The following is an 18,699-nucleotide window of genomic DNA, read 5'->3' on the forward strand; positions in this document are numbered from 1 at the left end:
AATCTTGATTTATTTCGCCGCACATTGCGCCAGACCGGCCGATTAATCCCTTATGGTTAAAGTCATTGAGCACGCGCCCAGGCGAGATTTGATTTCGGCTAAATTGCGATCGATATCACAGTTCAATGTTAATGCATACAAAATCAATTCACCTGCCATTAACCGCGTTAGAACAAGCCTACCGATAATGTGGTATTCTGGATCAAAGCCCTCCTGGAACTGAGGGCATCGTATTATTCAGCATCTTTGCCGCCATCTGGCGAAGAACAACTACAAGCAATGACAATGTCGAAACAAGGAGTGAACCATGCAGGTCAGCAGAAGGCAGTTCTTTAAGATCTGCGCTGGCGGTATGGCAGGAACCACGGCAGCAGCACTGGGCTTTGCCCCGAGCATCGCACTCGCGGAAACACGGCAGTATAAATTGCTGCGTACCCGTGAGACCCGTAACACCTGCACTTACTGCTCTGTCGGCTGTGGGCTTTTAATGTATAGCCTCGGCGACGGCGCAAAAAATGCGAAAGCCTCGATTTTCCACATCGAAGGGGATCCAGATCACCCGGTAAACCGTGGTGCATTGTGTCCGAAAGGCGCAGGTCTGGTGGACTTTATCCACTCCGAAAGCCGTCTTAAATATCCTGAATATCGCGCACCTGGTTCTGATAAATGGCAGCAAATCAGCTGGGAAGAAGCGTTCGACCGTATCGCTAAGCTGATGAAGGCTGACCGCGATGCCAACTTCGTCGAGAAAAACGATGCCGGCACCACCGTTAACCGCTGGCTCACAACCGGTATGCTGTGTGCCTCGGCGTCCAGCAACGAAACCGGCTATTTAACCCAGAAATTTACGCGTGCACTCGGTATGCTCGCGGTCGACAACCAGGCGCGTGTCTGACACGGACCAACGGTAGCAAGTCTTGCTCCAACATTTGGTCGCGGTGCGATGACCAACCACTGGGTCGACATCAAGAACGCCAACCTCATTGTGGTGATGGGCGGTAATGCCGCTGAAGCTCACCCGGTCGGGTTCCGCTGGGCGATGGAAGCCAAAATTCACAACGGCGCTAAGCTGATTGTTATCGATCCCCGCTTTACGCGTACCGCGTCGGTGGCGGATTTCTATGCCCCAATTCGTTCCGGTACCGACATTACCTTCCTGTCGGGCGTGATGCTGTACCTGTTGAACAACGAAAAATTCAACCGTGAGTATACCGAGGCGTATACCAACGCCAGCCTTATCGTGCGCGAAGACTTTAGCTTCGACGACGGTCTGTTTAGCGGTTACGACCCGGAAGCACGCAAGTACGATAAGACATCCTGGAACTACGAGCTGGATGAAAACGGTCACGCGAAACGGGATACCACCCTCACCCATCCGCGTTGCGTCTGGAATCTGCTGAAACAGCATATTTCCCGCTACACGCCGGAAATGGTTGAGAAGATCTGCGGTACGCCAAAAGCTGACTTCCTGAAAGTCTGCGAATACATCGCCGAAACCAGCGCCCACGACAAAACCGCCTCGTTCCTTTATGCACTGGGTTGGACGCAGCACTCCATCGGCGCGCAAAACATCCGTACCATGGCGATGATTCAGCTGCTGCTGGGCAATATGGGGATGGCTGGCGGCGGCGTAAACGCCCTGCGCGGACACTCGAACATTCAGGGGCTGACCGACTTAGGCTTACTGTCACAGAGTCTGCCGGGCTATATGACGCTGCCGAGCGAAAAACAGGCTGACCTGCAAACCTATCTGACCGCCAACACGCCAAAACCGCTGCTGGATGGCCAGGTTAACTATTGGGGCAACTATCCGAAATTCTTCGTCTCAATGATGAAGTCTTTCTACGGGGATAAAGCCACGGCGGAAAACAGCTGGGGCTTTGACTGGCTGCCAAAATGGGACAAAGGCTACGACGTTCTTCAATACTTCGAGATGATGAATCAGGGCCTGGTCAATGGCTATATCTGCCAGGGCTTCAACCCGGTTGCCTCATTCCCGAACAAAAACAAGATTGTCGCCTCGTTGTCGAAACTGAAGTACCTGGTGACTATCGATCCGCTCAACACCGAAACCTCGACCTTCTGGCAGAACCATGGCGAGTCGAACGATGTTGATCCGTCGAAAATCCAGACCGAAGTGTTCCGCCTGCCTTCCACCTGCTTTGCCGAGGAGAACGGTTCTATCGTTAACTCCGGACGCTGGCTGCAGTGGCACTGGAAAGGTGCGGATGCCCCGGGGGATGCGGTCACCGACGGTGAAATCCTCGCCGGTATCTTCATGCGTCTGCGTAAGATGTACGCCGAAGAAGGCGGCCCGGCGCCAGAGCCGGTGCTGAATATGACCTGGAACTACTCGACGCCAAATGAACCGGCTTCCGAGGAAGTGGCGATGGAGAGCAACGGTAAGGCGCTGGCCGATATTATCGACCCGGCGACCGGTGCGGTTATCGTGAAGAAAGGCCAACAGCTCAGCTCGTTTGCCCAACTGCGTGACGACGGGACAACCGCCAGCGGCTGCTGGATCTTCGCCGGTAGCTGGACGCCTGAAGGCAACCAGATGGCGCGCCGCGATAACGCCGACCCATCCGGCCTTGGCAACACGCTGGGCTGGGCCTGGGCGTGGCCGCTCAACCGCCGTATTCTGTATAACCGCGCTTCCGCTGACCCGCAGGGCAACCCGTGGGATCCAAAACGCCAGCTCCTGAAATGGGACGGCGCGAAGTGGGGCGGCGTGGATATTCCGGACTACAGCGCTGCGGCGCCGGGCAGTAACGTCGGGCCGTTCATCATGCAGCCGGAAGGGATGGGTCGCCTGTTTGCCCTCGACAAGATGGCAGAAGGTCCGTTCCCGGAACACTATGAGCCGTTTGAAACGCCGCTGGGGACTAACCCGCTGCACCCGAACGTCATTTCCAACCCTGCCGCCCGTATCTTTAAAGGCGACAAGGAAGCGTTGGGGAAAGCGGATAAATTCCCGTACGTCGGTACCACCTATCGTCTGACCGAACACTTCCACTACTGGACTAAGCATGCGCTGCTTAACGCCATTGCGCAGCCGGAACAGTTTGTAGAGATCGGTGAAAAGCTGGCAGATAAGCTCGGCATCGCTCACGGCGATACCGTCAAAGTCTCCTCCAACCGTGGCTATATTAAAGCTAAGGCGGTGGTGACCAAGCGTATCCGCACGCTGAAAGTTGACGGTAAGGATATCGATACTATCGGTATTCCAATCCACTGGGGCTACGAAGGCGTAGCGAAAAAAGGCTTTATTGCCAATACGTTGACGCCATTCGTCGGCGATGCGAACACGCAAACGCCGGAGTTTAAGTCCTTCCTCGTGAACGTGGAAAAGGTGTAACGGAGACGACCTATGGCTTATCAATCGCAAGATATTATTCGTCGTTCCGCCACTAACGGTTTCACTCCCGCGCCGCGCGCGCGGGATCACCAGGAAGAGGTGGCAAAGCTTATCGACGTTACTACCTGCATCGGCTGTAAGGCCTGTCAGGTGGCGTGCTCGGAGTGGAACGACATCCGTGATGAAATCGGCAGCAACGTCGGGGTGTACGATAACCCCGCCGATCTGACCGCTAAATCCTGGACGGTCATGCGCTTCTCGGAAGTGGAGCAAAACGACAAACTGGAATGGCTGATCCGTAAGGATGGCTGCATGCACTGCGCTGACCCAGGCTGCCTGAAGGCCTGCCCATCGGAAGGCGCAATCATTCAGTATGCCAACGGTATCGTCGACTTCCAGTCCGAGCAGTGCATTGGCTGCGGCTACTGCATCGCTGGTTGCCCGTTCAACGTCCCGCGTCTTAACCCGGAAGACAATCGCGTCTACAAATGTACGCTGTGCGTCGACCGCGTGACCGTGGGGCAAGAACCGGCCTGCGTGAAAACCTGCCCAACCGGCGCTATCCACTTTGGTTCCAAAGAGGATATGAAAACGCTGGCGGGCGAACGCGTGGCCGAACTGAAAACCCGTGGTTACGACAATGCAGGGCTGTACGATCCGGCCGGCGTTGGCGGTACGCACGTGATGTACGTACTGCACCATGCTGACAAGCCGAATCTGTACCATGGCCTGCCGGAAAACCCGGAAATCAGCGCTACCGTGAAATTCTGGAAAGGCGTCTGGAAACCGTTAGCCGCTATCGGCTTTGCCGCCACGTTCGCCGCGAGCGTCTTCCACTACGTCGGGGTCGGTCCGAACCGTGCGGAAGAGGAAGAGGATAATCTTGATGAAGAGAAAGACGAGGTGCGCAAATGAAAAGACGTGACACCATCGTGCGCTACACGGCGCCGGAACGCATCAACCACTGGGTCACCGCCTTCTGCTTCATACTGGCGGCGGTGAGCGGGCTGGGCTTTTTCTTCCCGTCCTTCAACTGGTTGATGCAAATCATGGGCACTCCGCAGCTGGCGCGCATTCTGCACCCGTTTGTCGGCGTTATCATGTTTGCGTCGTTTATCATCATGTTTTTCCGCTACTGGCACCATAATCTAATCAATCGGGATGATATCTTTTGGGCGAAGAATATTCGTAAGATCGTCGTCAACGAGGAAGTAGGTGACACCGGGCGTTATAACTTCGGCCAGAAATGCGTATTCTGGGCGGCGATTATCTTCCTGGTACTGCTGCTGGTAAGCGGTGTGATTATCTGGCGTCCGTACTTTGCGCCTGCTTTCTCAATCCCGGTGATCCGATTTGCGCTAATGCTGCATTCATTTGCCGCAGTGGCGTTAATTGTGGTTATCATGGTGCATATTTACGCCGCCCTTTGGGTGAAAGGCACCATTACCGCGATGGTGGAAGGATGGGTTACCAAATCGTGGGCGAAGAAACATCACCCGCGCTGGTACCGTGAAGTCCGCCAGAAACAGGAAAAGTCATCTGAATGAGTATTCGCATAATCCCGCAAGATGAGCTGGGTTCGAGCGAGAAACGTACGGCGGAAGTCATTCCGCCGTTGTTGTTCCCCAGACTCAAGAACCTCTACAATCGTCGCGCCGAGCGTCTGCGCGAGCTGGCAGAGAACAACCCGCTGGGCGACTACCTGCGCTTTGCGGCGCTGATTGCCCACGCACAGGAAGTGGTTCTGTACGACCATCCGCTGCGGATGGATCTGAGCGCGCGTCTTAAAGAGGCAAACGACCAGAGCAAGCCGCCGCTGGATATCCACGTTCTACCGCGCGATAAACACTGGCATACGCTGCTGCACTCCATGATTGCTGAACTGAAGCCGGAAATGAGTGGCCCAGCGCTGGCGGTTATCGAGAATCTGGAGAAAGCCTCCGAACAGGAGCTGGAGCAAATGGCCAGCGCGCTGTTTGAATCGGATTTCTCATCCGTCAGCAGCGATAAAGCGCCGTTCATCTGGGCCGCCTTGTCACTCTACTGGGCACAGATGGCGAGCCTGATTCCAGGTAAAGCCCATGCAGAATACGGCGAACAGCGTCAGTACTGCCCGGTGTGTGGCTCAATGCCGGTTTCCAGCATGGTGCAAATTGGCACCACTCAGGGGCTGCGCTATCTGCACTGCAACCTGTGTGAAACCGAGTGGCATGTCGTGCGCGTGAAGTGCAGTAACTGCGAACAAAGTCGCGACCTGCACTACTGGTCTCTGGATAATGAGCAGGCTGCGATTAAAGCCGAAAGCTGTGGCGACTGCGGCACCTACCTGAAGATTCTGTATCAGGAAAAGGACCCGAAAGTGGAAGCCGTGGCTGACGACCTCGCCTCACTGGTGTTGGACGCGCGGATGGAGCAGGAAGGGTTCGCCCGTAGCTCTATCAACCCGTTCCTGTTCCCGGGGGAAGGGGAGTAAGTTCTCTGGTAAAACCGGGCGGTCATCCCTGCCCGGTTTACAATGCGTAAGGCACTATCACGCCAGGTAGCCCGGCAAAATCCTTTGTATTACGCGTGACCAATTCTCTTCGGTGTATATGCGCAGTGGCCAGAATGATGGCATCCGGCAGCTTCATGCCATATTCCTGCCTCAGGTTGACACTCTTTTCGGCAATCTCTGGCGATATCTCTATGACCTCAAAAGCATTCAGGGCCATTCTTGTGCGCCGCTCCTGATGAAATCGCTTTGCGCCCACCATCACCTCCATCCAGGTAATCAAGCTAATAGCATGCTGCGGCGGATACAAATCCAACGTATTTTTAGCTTCAACCCGGCCACTAAACAGATCGATTAAAATATTAGTATCAAAGATGACGGGACCGTTCATCGCGTCCACTCCTCGCGGAGTTTTCTTTCGAATTCAACGCCATCGTCTTCACATTCTTGCCAAATGCCAAGCGCGCCGGCGATAGCCTGTTCAGCCTGATTTTGTTTCTCCAGATACATTTCTACCGCTTCACGTAGCAGTTCCGCACGTGGCATATTCCGCTGCTGCTTGAGCTCATCGAGACGCCTGATCACCTCATCTGATAAATCGAGAAGTATTCTGCCCATATCCCTTTCCGCCATCATGCTCATATATACCTCCAGTATATCATCCATGCTCAATAAGTGAACAAAATACACGCAGTTCGCTAAACGTGACACTCTCATTTTGTAGAAATAATCGTTTTTGCGAGCGGCTATCCAGAATAATGCTGCAACTTTATTTACCCGTTTCTCTTCTCATTAAACCAGGTTATAAACTGTACATACATACAGCCTTAGGAGCCTTATATGCCACTGGAAAAAGGAATTGCGGAACTGGTTGCCGGGTTTATCGCTGCGGGCCGCCCCTCTTCACGAGAGCAGAGTATTGATGATCGGAGGGCGGGCTATATTGCCAGCACGTCGCTGGCGGGCGAGAAAGAGATTCGCGTAAAATCGGAAGATATCGTGCTGGAAGGGATGACATTTCGCGTCGTTTCGCCGCTAAACGCATCCGGTTCGCTACCCTGTATCCTCTACTATCACGGCGGCTGTTTTGTTAGCGGCGGCTTTCTGACTCATGACCTCCAGCTACGGCAACTGGCCTGGAAAAGCGGCTGTAGAGTGATTGCCATTCAGTATCGTCTTGCGCCAGAGCACACCTTCCCTGCGGCTCATGACGACGCTGAACGTGGGGCCAATATCGTCCATCAATACGCGGAGCAGTTAGGCATCGATCGTGAACGTATCACGCTTGCTGGCGACAGCGCAGGCGGGCACCTGGCATTGGTCAGCGCGCTACGCCTGAAATCAACCGCCCAATGGTCTCCGGCGAAGCTGCTGCTGATCTACCCGATGCTTGACGCTACCGCCAGTTTCCCCAGCTATGCCAGCAACGGGCAAGACTACATCATCACCCGCGATACGCTGCTATCGGGTTTTGAAATGTATCTCCAGGATACCGACCTCCGCCACCCGGAAGCCAGTCCGATATGGCGTGAAGATTTTGCCGGTTTACCGCCGGTGCATATTCTCACCGCAGAGTTCGATCCACTGCGTGATGAAGGCGAAGCGCTATATCACCGCCTGAACGACCAGGGCGTGGCGTGTACTTGCCAGCGCTATCTCGGCGTTATCCACGGATTTTTCCAATTGGGCGGCGTGAGCAAGACGGCGCGGGACGCAATACGCGACGTGGCCTGGCGCGCGGCCACTCGTGAATAAATAGCATCAGGAGCGTGGGCTCTAAGCTACTCCTCTTCGTTGCCGCCTTCTTCGAAGGCGCCAAAAGGCTTAGCGGGAAGCACGATATAAGTGCCTTCAAATACCACGCCCGCTTTCTCATCACCGAACAGCTCAACCTGTAGCTGAACACGCGCTTTGCGGCCACGGGCCAGTCGGTCCAGGTCGCCGCTCAGCGAGCCCAGGTCGGCGATCGCCGTTGGTCTGCCGGCAATCGGCCGGCTATAGCGGATATGAGCATCGGCTAAGATAATCGTGCCGCCCAGATGGCGTTCACGCAGCATCAGCCAGATAAGGCCCCAGCCGGTCAGTGTCGCCAGCGAGAACAAGCTACCCGCGAACAGCGTGTGGTGTGGATTCTGGTTACCGGTTTCCGGCATGGTGGTGATAAATTTCTGCCCGGTGTACTGCTGAATGCGCACGCCCATCTTTTCGCTGAGCGGGATATGATCGTACCAGGCCTGCTGCAACTGCGCGCACCAGTCACCACGATGCAGAATATCGTCCAACGACGCCACCGGTTTAATCATCAGAAAGTGGCGCACCGGCGTGGTTTGCGGGGTGGTGATCTCCCCCTGGTTCACAAAGCCCAGCTTGGCGAAAAACGGCACGGCATCTTCACGTGCGCTACAGGTTACACGCTTCACGCCTTCCTGACGGGCGACAGATTCCAGCGTCATGGCGATCAGCGTGCCCAGGCCTTTGTCCTGCACTTCTGGATGGACAGCCATAAAACGAATCGACGCTTCGTTATCGGCGTTGATGTACAGTCGCCCGACAGCGACCAGCTTTCCCTGTTCATCCACCACCATCTGATGGTGCGCCATCGCGTCCCAGGCGTCTCGCTCGGACCCTTTTGGCTGATGCAACGGCTTACGCAGCATTTCCCAGCGAAACTGGTAGTATTCCTCTAACTCTTCTGCCGTTTGCGGTACTCGGAGATGGTACATAATCGCGCTCTCTTTTGCCCCCCGCGTTCTACCGGGAAGTGGGTTCATACCTGTAACCAGAATGTCACGGGGCCATCATTGACCAGTGACACCTGCATATCTGCAGCGAATCGTCCCGTTTGCGTGTTGATCTCCTGCTGGCGGCAGCGCTGCACAAAGTACTCATAGAGTTCTTCTGCACGATCCGGTGCCGCACCTTTGGAGAAACTCGGACGCATCCCGCGCTCGGTATCGGCCGCCAGCGTAAACTGTGACACCACCAGCACGCTGCCGCCGGCCTGCTGCACGTTCAGGTTCATTTTTCCGTCGGCATCGCTAAAAATACGGTAGCCGAGCACGCGCTCGCACAGGCGATTCGCTTTCTGTTCGTCGTCGTCTTTCTCTACGCCCAGTAGCACCAGGAGTCCTGGGCCAATCTCCCCCGTCACCTCGTCCGCCACGCTTACGCTGGCGCGGGTGACGCGCTGAATTAATGCAATCATGGTTCTTCTGCTTCTTGTTGTTCTGATTTCAGTTTTCGGTATTCACCGAGAGTGACAGTTATTTCTGCGCCAAGCAAGACGATACACCACGTCCAGTAGACCCAGACAAACAAAATGGGGATCACCGCCAGCACGCCGTAAATCAGCTGGTAAGAGGGAAATGCGGTGATATAGAGCGAGAAGGCTTTCTTACCAAGTTCGTGCAGCAGCGCGGCGACCAGCGCCCCGACAATCGCATCGCGATTCGGCACCTGAGTTGTCGGAACGATGCTGTAGAGCAGCCAGAAGGAAAGCCAGGAGAGCAGCAGCGGGAACAACCGCAGCAGGTTATCAATCACGCCGTGAAGCTCGCTGGCCCAGCGCAGCGAAAGCAGATATGAGCTAATTGCCAGGCTCACCCCCGCCAGCAGCGGGCCGAGGGTGAGAATCATCCAGTAGACCGCAAACGAGTAAAGATGCGGGCGCACACGCTTGCTACGCCAGATCGTGTTCAGGGCGCTGTCGATGGAGTACATCAACAGCAGCGCGGTAATGATCAGGCCACAGGCGCCAAACGCGGTCATTTTGTTGGAGTTGGCGACGAACTGCTCGATATAACGCTGAATAACGTCGCCGGTCGCGGGCAGGAAGTTGGCAAAAACGAAGTGGCGAATCTGTAGACTCACTTCCGAAAACATCGGAAAAGCCGCGAAAAGCGCGAAAATGACCGCCACCAGCGGCACAAGTGAAAGCAGCGACACGTAGGCCAGGTTGCCCGCCAGCGTCGTCATATTGTCTTCATCAATGCGCCGCCAGAGTATTTTGAACCACGCCACCAGCGGCCGGGTATATTTTTGATGACCGGTTTTTAGCATAACGTCTTCGTAAAATAATCGGGTAGGGTTTCACGCCCTGTCACCAGCACGCTGGTTATCCCCAACCGGCTAGCACCCTCTATATTATCGGCGTTATCGTCAAAAAAGACCGCATCGGCGGCGGAAAAACCTTCCAGTTCAAGTACGCGCTGGTAAATACGGGCCTCTGGTTTACGCATGCCCATCTCCTGCGAGAGGTAAACATGGTCAGCGGCAGCATAAATTTGCGGATATTCATCCGGCCAGAAAGTCGTGTGCAGCGCATTGGTATTCGAGAGTACTACCACCCGGTGTCCCTGCTCGCGTAGCGTCTTCATGATATCGATAACTTCGGGACGCAGTGCGACAAACACCGCCTGCCAGCCGTGGGCAAACTGCTCGTAACTCAGCGGAAGTTCCAGGTCGTGACACATCGCTTTCGCAAATGCTTCATCCGATATTTCACCGCGTTCGTGCTGGTGAAATGCCTCCCCCATAGTAAAGCGCTGCTTCAACTGCGCCAGCGGCACACGGGCAAGGTCGCTCCACGTTCCCAGAACACGGTTGAAATCAATGTCGACAATCACATTACCTAAATCAAAGATATAGAGCATTTTTGCCTCCGTTCACGCCGTGGAATTTTTACTGTAGCGGGAAAGGCGGGGTTTGACCATGAACAAAAGCGCGCTATCAGAAAAAGAAAAACCCCGCCATAAGGCAGGGTTTTGGTCACGGAAAAAAGAAGATTACTCTTCTTTCGCACCGCGCATTGCGCGACGACGATCGTTTTCCGTCAGGTGACGTTTACGGATACGAATAGACTGCGGAGTCACTTCGACCAGTTCGTCATCATCGATGAATTCCAGAGCTTGCTCCAGAGTCATGCGGATAGGCGGAACCAGAACAACCGCTTCATCCGTACCGGATGCACGCATGTTGGTCAGTTTCTTACCGGTCAGGCAGTTTACGGTCAGGTCGTTAGAACGGCTGTGAATACCGATGATCTGGCCTTCGTAAACTTCTGCACCGTGGCCCAGGAACAGCTTACCGCGATCCTGCAGGCTGAACAGTGCGAACGCAACTGCTTTACCCTGGCCGTTGGAGATCAGTACGCCGTTCTGACGCTGGCCCACTTCGCCCTGACGGATATCGTCATAGTGGCTGAAGGTGGAGTACAGCAGACCGGTACCAGAAGTCATGGTCATGAATTCTGAACGGAAGCCGATCAGACCACGGCTTGGGATCACGTAGTCGAGACGTACGCGGCCTTTACCGTCTGGATTCATGTTTTTCAGGTCGCCTTTACGCTCGCCCAGTGCCTGCATGACAGAACCCTGGTGCTGCTCTTCGACGTCCAGCGTTACGTTCTCGTATGGCTCTTGTTTGCGGCCATCGATTTCGCGGAAGATAACTTTCGGACGGGATACCGCCAGTTCGAAACCTTCACGACGCATGTTTTCAATCAGAACGGACAGGTGCAGTTCACCACGGCCAGAAACGCGGAACGCATCGGCGTCAGCGGTTTCTTCAACGCGCAGCGCTACGTTGTGCACCAGCTCTTTGTTCAGGCGGTCAAGGATCTGACGAGAGGTAACGAATTTACCTTCTTTGCCACAGAACGGAGAGGTGTTAACGCAGAAGAACATAGAAACGGTCGGTTCATCGACGGACAGTGCCGGCAGCGCTTCGACGTTCTGCGGATCGCAGATGGTGTCGGAGATGTTCAGCTCGCCCAGACCGGTGATGGCGATGATGTCGCCCGCTTCCGCGAGGGTGCTGTCGATACGTTCCAGACCCAGGTGAGTCAGCACTTTACCGACTTTACCGTTACGGGTTTTGCCTTCGCTATCGATGATAGTGATCTGCTGGTTCGGTTTCACTTTACCGCGTTTGATGCGGCCGATACCGATAACGCCAACGTAGTTGTTGTAGTCCAGCTGGGAGATCTGCATCTGCAGCGGACCATCAAGGTCTACGTCCGGCGCCGGTACATGGTCAACAATCGCCTGATACAGCGGGGTCATGTCTTCAGCCATGTCTTCGTGATCCAGACCCGCGATACCGTTCAGCGCCGAAGCGTAGATGATCGGGAAGTCCAGCTGCTCGTCAGTCGCGTCGAGGTTAACGAACAGGTCGAAGACCTGGTCAACAACCCAATCAGGACGCGCGCCCGGACGGTCAACCTTGTTGATGACAACAATTGGCTTCAGGCCGTGAGCAAATGCTTTTTTGGTCACGAAGCGCGTTTGCGGCATCGGGCCATCAAAGGCATCAACTACCAGCAGCACGGAGTCAACCATGGACATAACGCGCTCAACTTCACCACCGAAGTCGGCGTGCCCCGGGGTATCAACGATGTTGATACGGTAGTCATTCCATTTGATAGCGGTGTTTTTTGCGAGGATGGTAATCCCACGCTCTTTCTCCAAATCGTTGGAGTCCATCACACGCTCTTGAGTTTCAGCACGCTCGTCGAACGTACCGGATTGCTGCAGCAGCTTATCAACCAGGGTAGTTTTACCATGGTCAACGTGAGCAATGATGGCGATGTTACGCAAATTTTCGATCACAACTTTGCCTCGGGCATTAGAAATAGCGCGTTATTGTACACGGATTAATCGCACTACAAAACAGGATCACAGAGATCCTCCGCAAACAAGTATCGCAGAGTTTCTTTGTGATCGCTTTCACGGAGCATAAAAAGGGCACCTAATCACAATTTGCACCAATATGGTGCTCAACGCTCGCGTGTAAGCACTATAATGGTGCAAAACGGCTATCATGGTGCAGCCCTTTTGCACTATGGTGCGCATGATAGCGCCTTTTGGGGGTGATTTAAAAGTTGGCACAGATTTCGCTTTATATTTTTCACGGCAACAACGCCATTTTTAAGCAGTGATAGAAGACCTCGTTACCACGACGACGACAATGACAAATCCGGGAGATGTAAAGTATGTCCGCTGAACACGTTTTGACGATGCTGAATGAACATGAAGTGAAGTTTGTCGATCTGCGCTTCACCGATACTAAAGGTAAAGAACAGCACGTCACGATTCCTGCCCATCAGGTGAATGCCGAATTCTTCGAAGAAGGCAAAATGTTTGACGGCTCCTCTATCGGCGGCTGGAAAGGCATTAACGAATCTGACATGGTTCTGATGCCGGACGCATCTACCGCTCTCATCGACCCGTTCTTTGAAGAGTCTACCCTGATTATTCGTTGTGACATCCTGGAACCAGGCACCCTGCAGGGCTACGACCGTGACCCGCGCTCCATCGCTAAACGCGCTGAAGAGTACCTGCGCGCGACCGGCATCGCAGACACCGTTCTGTTCGGGCCAGAGCCAGAATTCTTCCTGTTTGACGACATCCGTTTCGGTGCGTCCATTTCCGGTTCCCACGTCGCTATCGATGACATCGAAGGCGCATGGAACTCCTCCACCAAATACGAAGGTGGTAACAAAGGTCACCGTCCTGGCGTGAAAGGCGGTTACTTCCCGGTTCCTCCGGTAGATTCTTCTCAGGACATCCGTTCTACCATGTGTCTGATCATGGAAGAAATGGGTCTGGTTGTTGAAGCGCACCACCACGAAGTGGCAACCGCTGGCCAGAACGAAATCGCGACCCGCTTCAACACCATGACCAAAAAAGCGGACGAAATTCAGATCTACAAATATGTGGTGCACAACGTTGCTCACCGCTTCGGTAAAACCGCGACCTTTATGCCGAAACCGATGTTTGGCGATAACGGTTCCGGTATGCACTGCCACATGTCCCTGTCCAAGAACGGCGTAAACCTGTTCTCCGGTGACAAATATGCGGGTCTGTCTGAGCAGGCGCTGTACTACATCGGCGGCGTTATCAAACACGCTAAAGCGATCAACGCCCTGGCTAACCCGACCACCAACTCCTACAAGCGTCTGGTCCCGGGTTACGAAGCGCCGGTTATGCTGGCTTACTCTGCCCGTAACCGTTCTGCCTCCATCCGTATTCCGGTTGTTGCTTCTCCGAAAGCACGTCGTATCGAAGTACGCTTCCCGGACCCGGCAGCTAACCCGTACCTGTGCTTCGCCGCGCTGCTGATGGCTGGCCTTGACGGTATCAAGAACAAGATCCATCCGGGCGAAGCCATGGACAAAAACCTGTACGACCTGCCGCCGGAAGAAGCGAAAGAGATCCCACAGGTTGCAGGCTCTCTGGAAGAAGCACTGAACGCACTGGATGCAGACCGCGAGTTCCTGACTGCAGGTGGCGTATTCACTGATGAAGCTATCGATGCTTACATCGCGCTGCGCACCGAAGAGAACGACCGCGTACGCATGACTCCGCACCCGGTAGAGTTCGAGCTGTACTACAGCGTCTAATACGTTTTGAGTTGTACTTTCCCGATGATGTCGCGTCATTGCCGATGGGTGCTGGCGCGATAATCGGGAATTGAGTTGCCGTGGAAACTTTCAGCCCATCTCAGGATGGGCTTTTTTCTCCACCAACAACCTGATTTCCCGCGCTTTTTATCCGTAAAAAGCTATACCGCACTAAAACAGTGCAAGCCTTTTCAGGAGACTGCTAAATGGCAACAGGCGCGCTGCCCGATGCTGGGCAGATCCTTAACTCGTTAATCAACAGCATCTTACTGGTCGATAACGATCTGGCCGTTCACTACGCAAACCCTGCGGCACAGCAGCTGTTGGCGCAGAGCGCGCGTAAACTTTTCGGCACGCCGCTTCCCGAGCTTCTGAGCTATTTCTCGCTCAACGTCGGCTTAATGCAGGAAAGCCTGCAAACCGGCCAGGGGTTCACCGATAACGAAGTGACGCTGGTTATCGACGGTCGCTCGCATATTCTTTCGCTCACCGCACAGCGGCTGCCTGACGGCTTTATTCTGCTGGAGATGGCGCCAATGGATAATCAGCGTCGCCTCAGCCAGGAGCAGCTTCAGCACGCTCAACAGATTGCCGCGCGCGATCTGGTGCGTGGCCTTGCCCATGAGATTAAAAACCCGCTGGGTGGCCTACGCGGTGCGGCGCAGCTGCTGAGCAAAGCGCTGCCCGACCCCGCGCTAACCGAATATACCAACGTCATTATTGAACAGGCCGACCGTCTGCGTAATCTGGTCGATCGCCTGCTTGGCCCGCAGCATCCCGGTACGCATGTCACCGAGAGCATCCATAAGGTGGCCGAGCGTGTGGTGAAACTGGTTTCGATGGAGCTGCCGGAAAACGTCACGCTGGTACGCGACTACGACCCAAGTTTGCCAGAATTACCGCATGATCCCGACCAGATTGAGCAAGTTCTTCTTAATATCGTGCGTAATGCGCTTCAGGCTCTGGGGTCTGAAGGGGGCGAAATCGTCCTGCGTACCCGCACCGCGTTTCAGTTAACGCTACACGGCGTTCGCTACCGCCTGGCCGCCAGAATTGATGTCGAAGATAACGGCCCCGGCATTCCATCACATTTGCAGGATACGCTGTTTTATCCGATGGTCAGCGGCCGCGAAGGTGGCACCGGGCTGGGTCTGTCGATCGCGCGCAGCCTGATCGATCAGCACTCCGGCAAAATTGAATTTACCAGTTGGCCAGGCCATACCGAGTTTTCGGTTTTCCTGCCAATTAAAAAATAAGGTGTGTTTATGCAACGAGGGATAGTCTGGGTCGTTGATGACGATAGCTCCATCCGTTGGGTGCTTGAACGCGCACTCACCGGCGCAGGGCTGACTTGCACAACGTTTGAGGGCGGGAAAGAGGTGCTGGATGCGCTGGCTACCAAAACCCCTGACGTGCTGATGTCCGATATTCGTATGCCCGGGATGGATGGTCTGGCGCTGTTAACACAAATCAAGCAACGCCATCCAATGCTTCCGGTCATCATAATGACGGCACATTCCGATCTGGACGCCGCCGTCAGCGCCTATCAACAAGGGGCGTTCGATTACCTGCCAAAACCGTTTGATATTGACGAAGCGGTAGCGCTGGTTGAACGCGCTATCAGCCACTACCAGGAACAGCAGCAGCCGCGCAATGTGCAGGTTGATGGGCCAACCACCGATATCATCGGCGAAGCGCCGGCCATGCAGGACGTGTTCCGCATTATCGGCCGTCTCTCCCGCTCTTCCATCAGCGTGCTGATTAACGGCGAATCCGGTACCGGTAAAGAGCTGGTCGCTCACGCCCTGCACCGCCACAGCCCGCGCGTCAAAGCGCCGTTTATCGCACTGAATATGGCGGCGATCCCCAAGGACCTGATTGAGTCCGAACTGTTTGGTCACGAGAAAGGGGCCTTTACCGGCGCCAATACCGTCCGTCAGGGGCGTTTTGAGCAGGCCGACGGCGGCACGCTGTTCCTCGATGAAATTGGCGATATGCCGATGGATGTCCAGACTCGTCTGCTGCGTGTACTGGCCGACGGCCAGTTCTACCGCGTCGGCGGCTATGCGCCGGTGAAGGTCGACGTACGTATCATCGCGGCTACCCACCAGAATCTGGAACAGCGCGTACAGGAAGGTAAGTTCCGTGAGGATCTGTTCCACCGCCTGAACGTGATTCGCGTCCACCTCCCGCCATTACGTGAGCGTCGGGAAGATATTCCGCGTCTGGCGCATCATTTCCTGCAGGTCGCGGCCCGCGAGCTGGGCGTTGAAGCCAAGTTGCTGCACCCGGAAACCGAAGCCGCTTTAACGCGTCTGGCCTGGCCGGGTAACGTGCGTCAGCTGGAGAACACCTGCCGCTGGCTGACGGTGATGGCCGCCGGGCAAGAGGTGCTGATTCAGGATCTGCCGGGCGAACTGTTTGAAGCCAGCCAGCCGGACAGCACCGCGGCGGCGTCGCTACCGGATAGTTGGGCGACACTGCTGGCGCAGTGGGCCGATCGCGCGCTGCGTTCCGGTCATCAAAATCTGCTTTCCGAAGCCCAGCCGGAGATGGAGCGTACGCTACTGACGACGGCGCTACGCCATACGCAAGGACATAAACAAGAAGCTGCACGCCTGCTCGGTTGGGGTCGTAATACCCTGACGCGCAAGCTGAAAGAGCTAGGAATGGAGTAAGGTCGGAGTAAAGTGTAAAAATTGCTCGATTCGCGCAAATTGCTGCAATTTTATACTTTACTGTTCCGATGAGTTAAGTATCATTCTGCCCGCGACTACCTGGGGGGAAGAAACATGCTTGAATCATTAATTAATCTGGCGTCGAGCGGCGCTGCCAGCCACTCGCCGCAAACAGCGATGGCTGCAGTCCTGTGCGCGGCGCTGGTTGGGCTGTTCAGCTAAGCCGGATGGCGCTTACGCTTATCCGGCCTACAGTAGATGTGTTGGCCCGGTAAGAGTGGCGCTACCGGGCAATATCATCGCTAAATCACCCGCGAGAACTGCTGCATACGCGCTTTCTGACGCAGATAGGCGTCGAAGCACATACAGATGTTGCGAATCAACAAACGGCCTTTGGCGGTCACCTGAATGCCCTTCTCATCCACATCCACCAGCCCATCTTTTGCCAGCGGAGCCAACAGCGCGAGGTCCTCGGCAAAGTAGTCGCTGAAGTTCAGATCCCACTGTTTTTCCACTGCCGGGAAATCGAGGCTGAAGTTGCAGATCAGCGCCTTAATCACGTCACGACGAATGCAATCATCGCGAGTTAACGCAATACCGCGCCACAGCGCGTTGCCCTGCTCGGCCACCTGCTGATAGTACAGCTTCAGCTCTTTTTGGTTCTGGGCGTAGCAATCGCCAATCATGCTGATGGCGGAAACGCCCATGCCCAGCAGATCGGTGTCGCCCTGAGTGGTATAGCCCTGGAAGTTGCGGTGCAGCACACCTTCACGCTGAGCCACGGCCAGTTCGTTATCCGGACGCGCAAAGTGGTCCATGCCGATAAACTGATAGCCCGCTTGCGTCAGCGAGTTAATGGTCTCTTGCAGGATATCCAGCTTCTGCTGCGCCGAAGGCAGGTCGGCATCTTTGATTTTGCGCTGAGCGGCGAAGAGCGTCGGCAGGTGCGCGTAGTTAAATACGCTCAGGCGATCCGGATTCAGCTCTGCCACGCGCTGGAGGGTAAAAGCAAAGCTCTCCGGCGTTTGCTTCGGCAGACCGTAGATCAGATCAATATTGGTCGACGTAAAACCAATCTCACGGGCGTGGTTGAGCAGCGCGAAGATAAATTCTTCATCCTGCTCACGGTTAACCAGGCGCTGTACCTCTTTATTGAAGTCCTGCACGCCCATGCTCAGGCGGTTGAAGCCTTCGGCGCGCAGATGGTCGATAACATCCAGCTCAATTTCACGCGGGTCAACTTCAATGGAGATCTCCGCGTCCGCATCGAAGTGAAAATTCTCGCGCAGCAGCGTCATCAGACGGCTAATTTGCGCCTTATTCAGATAGGTTGGCGTACCGCCGCCCCAGTGCAGTTGGCTAACATGGCGGCCGGTAAACAGCGGCGCGCGCTGGCGGATTTCCTGCTCCAGCACGTCAAGATATTGGTCAGCTTTGTGCTGCTGGCGGGTAACGATCTTATTGCAACCGCAGAAATAGCAGAGCTTATGGCAGAACGGGATATGAATGTACAGCGACAGGGGCCGCTCAGGATAGCGCGCAACGGCGCTCAGAAACTCCGCTTCGCCGAACGCGTCGGAGAATTCCAGCGCCGTGGGATACGAGGTATACCGTGGCCCGGAATAGTTATATTTCTGGATCAGGGCCAGATCCCAGTCGATTAACTGCACAGACATGCTCACTCCTTGCGATGATGTCGAAAACGACGACGGCTTGCCGGCCTGGCCGCATTACGCAGCGCCAGCCGGTTGCGCAGCCAATTTTGACGCCG

The 18,699-nt window shown here is 55.1% G+C and carries 17 protein-coding genes; 9 read left to right on the plus strand and 8 right to left on the minus strand.

All coding sequences use genetic code 11. The features are described 5' to 3' along the window. Positions 1 to 307 precede the first annotated feature (307 nt). Genes fdnG through fdhE form a run of 4 tightly spaced genes read left to right on the plus strand, consistent with a single transcriptional unit; the run spans position 308 to position 5,831 of the window. A complete protein-coding gene (gene fdnG / locus GY169_RS23165; protein ID WP_167577211.1) occupies positions 308 to 3,358 on the plus strand; it encodes a formate dehydrogenase-N subunit alpha in 3,051 nt (1,016 codons plus the stop codon). Positions 3,359 to 3,370: 12 nt separating this feature from the next. Further along, positions 3,371 to 4,273, plus strand: a complete 903-nt coding sequence (fdxH, locus tag GY169_RS23170; RefSeq protein WP_167577212.1) for a formate dehydrogenase subunit beta — start codon at positions 3,371 to 3,373, stop codon at positions 4,271 to 4,273. Beyond that, positions 4,270 to 4,905 carry a formate dehydrogenase cytochrome b556 subunit gene (gene fdoI, locus GY169_RS23175; protein ID WP_064540466.1) on the plus strand — a complete coding sequence of 212 codons (636 nt, stop codon included), beginning with the start codon at positions 4,270 to 4,272 and terminating at the stop codon, positions 4,903 to 4,905. Before fdxH ends, fdoI begins: the two co-directional genes overlap by 4 nt. Further along, positions 4,902 to 5,831: a formate dehydrogenase accessory protein FdhE gene (fdhE, locus tag GY169_RS23180; protein ID WP_167577213.1), complete on the plus strand. Its 930-nt coding sequence runs from the start codon at positions 4,902 to 4,904 to the stop codon at positions 5,829 to 5,831. Before fdoI ends, fdhE begins: the two co-directional genes overlap by 4 nt. 37 nt (positions 5,832 to 5,868) lie before the next feature. Here the strand turns inward: fdhE and GY169_RS23185 are convergent, their stop codons facing one another. Both GY169_RS23185 and GY169_RS23190 read right to left on the minus strand, forming a co-directional pair. Then, a complete protein-coding gene (locus tag GY169_RS23185) occupies positions 5,869 to 6,240 on the minus strand; it encodes a type II toxin-antitoxin system VapC family toxin (protein WP_163448704.1) in 372 nt (123 codons plus the stop codon). Next, positions 6,237 to 6,491 (minus strand): CopG family transcriptional regulator, encoded by a 255-nt coding sequence (locus tag GY169_RS23190; protein ID WP_163448705.1) that lies wholly within the window; start codon positions 6,489 to 6,491, stop codon positions 6,237 to 6,239. The genes GY169_RS23185 and GY169_RS23190 overlap by 4 nt, the downstream gene beginning before the upstream one ends. A 198-nt stretch (positions 6,492 to 6,689) precedes the next feature. Here GY169_RS23190 and GY169_RS23195 point away from each other — a divergent pair, with 198 nt between their 5' ends. Continuing rightward, entirely contained in the window at positions 6,690 to 7,604 is a 915-nt protein-coding gene (locus tag GY169_RS23195; protein WP_167577214.1) for an alpha/beta hydrolase, read from the plus strand. A gap of 26 nt (positions 7,605 to 7,630) precedes the next feature. On the opposite strand, the gene fabY is transcribed toward GY169_RS23195, so the two are convergent. From fabY to typA, 5 genes are all read right to left on the minus strand, one after another. Continuing rightward, positions 7,631 to 8,572, minus strand: coding sequence for a fatty acid biosynthesis protein FabY (gene fabY / locus GY169_RS23200; RefSeq protein WP_163448707.1), 942 nt, complete (start codon positions 8,570 to 8,572; stop codon positions 7,631 to 7,633). Positions 8,573 to 8,616: 44 nt separating this feature from the next. Beyond that, entirely contained in the window at positions 8,617 to 9,054 is a 438-nt protein-coding gene (gene dtd / locus GY169_RS23205; protein ID WP_064540478.1) for a D-aminoacyl-tRNA deacylase, read from the minus strand. Next, positions 9,051 to 9,908 carry a virulence factor BrkB family protein gene (locus tag GY169_RS23210; protein WP_163448709.1) on the minus strand — a complete coding sequence of 286 codons (858 nt, stop codon included), beginning with the start codon at positions 9,906 to 9,908 and terminating at the stop codon, positions 9,051 to 9,053. The genes dtd and GY169_RS23210 overlap by 4 nt, the downstream gene beginning before the upstream one ends. Further along, positions 9,902 to 10,501 carry a glucose-1-phosphatase gene (gene yihX / locus GY169_RS23215; RefSeq protein WP_163448710.1) on the minus strand — a complete coding sequence of 200 codons (600 nt, stop codon included), beginning with the start codon at positions 10,499 to 10,501 and terminating at the stop codon, positions 9,902 to 9,904. Before yihX ends, GY169_RS23210 begins: the two co-directional genes overlap by 7 nt. A 132-nt stretch (positions 10,502 to 10,633) precedes the next feature. Further along, a complete protein-coding gene (typA, locus tag GY169_RS23220; RefSeq protein WP_064540486.1) occupies positions 10,634 to 12,457 on the minus strand; it encodes a ribosome-dependent GTPase TypA in 1,824 nt (607 codons plus the stop codon). A 383-nt stretch (positions 12,458 to 12,840) separates the two neighbouring features. On the opposite strand from typA, the gene glnA reads away from it, so the two are divergent. From glnA to GY169_RS23240, 4 genes are all read left to right on the plus strand, one after another. Then, entirely contained in the window at positions 12,841 to 14,250 is a 1,410-nt protein-coding gene (glnA, locus tag GY169_RS23225) for a glutamate--ammonia ligase (protein WP_163448711.1), read from the plus strand. A gap of 206 nt (positions 14,251 to 14,456) precedes the next feature. Beyond that, entirely contained in the window at positions 14,457 to 15,506 is a 1,050-nt protein-coding gene (glnL, locus tag GY169_RS23230; RefSeq protein ID WP_167577215.1) for a nitrogen regulation protein NR(II), read from the plus strand. 9 nt (positions 15,507 to 15,515) lie between these two features. After that, a complete protein-coding gene (gene glnG, locus GY169_RS23235) occupies positions 15,516 to 16,928 on the plus strand; it encodes a nitrogen regulation protein NR(I) (RefSeq protein WP_064540495.1) in 1,413 nt (470 codons plus the stop codon). Between the two features lie 114 nt (positions 16,929 to 17,042). Then, complete coding sequence (locus GY169_RS23240; RefSeq protein WP_157093498.1) at positions 17,043 to 17,150, plus strand: YshB family small membrane protein; 108 nt, start codon at positions 17,043 to 17,045, stop codon at positions 17,148 to 17,150. An 80-nt stretch (positions 17,151 to 17,230) separates the two neighbouring features. Here GY169_RS23240 and hemN read toward each other — a convergent pair whose 3' ends face one another. Beyond that, positions 17,231 to 18,604, minus strand: coding sequence for an oxygen-independent coproporphyrinogen III oxidase (gene hemN / locus GY169_RS23245; RefSeq protein WP_167577216.1), 1,374 nt, complete (start codon positions 18,602 to 18,604; stop codon positions 17,231 to 17,233). Positions 18,605 to 18,699 lie beyond the last annotated feature (95 nt).

Origin of the sequence: Kluyvera genomosp. 3 (genome assembly GCF_011765685.1) — a bacterium.
Lineage (GTDB): Bacteria > Pseudomonadota > Gammaproteobacteria > Enterobacterales > Enterobacteriaceae > Kluyvera > Kluyvera georgiana_A.